The organism is Listeria sp. SHR_NRA_18 (assembly GCF_003856515.1).
GTDB lineage: Bacteria > Bacillota > Bacilli > Lactobacillales > Listeriaceae > Listeria_A > Listeria_A newyorkensis.
On the sequence record NZ_QPKR01000098.1, the window covers coordinates 1 to 401 of the forward strand.

Sequence of the window (401 nt, forward strand, 5' to 3'; positions counted from 1 at the left end):
CACCTAGTTATTATTTTTCTCCTAAAGATGAAAGCAGTGGTTTAGGAAGACTTAGTATCTTTTATAAAAATGATGAACTTTGTTTGCTTAATTATTCTATATTAGAAAATTCTTTAAATATCAAATTAGAATGTTTAAGCAAACAAAGCTTAGAGTATAAAGACTTAATTTCAAACACTTTAAAAGAACAAAAAACCACACAAGTAGATAAAAAACAAGCTATAGCTAAACTTCATGCTCTTTTAGAAAATCAAAACCTAGAATGTATCCATGGAGGTAAAGTCATACTTAAATCAAACAAAGGAAAAACTTTTAAAGATGATGGTGTGCCTATAATGCTAGAAAGTGATTTATTAAACTCTAGTATAGTAGCTTGTCCTAATACTATAGCAGGTGTAAGT

General features: G+C 27.7%; 1 protein-coding gene. It reads left to right on the top strand.

The window, feature by feature from the left end:
• Window positions 1-401: hypothetical protein (locus tag DUK53_RS17320; RefSeq protein ID WP_201740750.1), on the top strand; the 401-nt coding region annotated here is incomplete at both ends.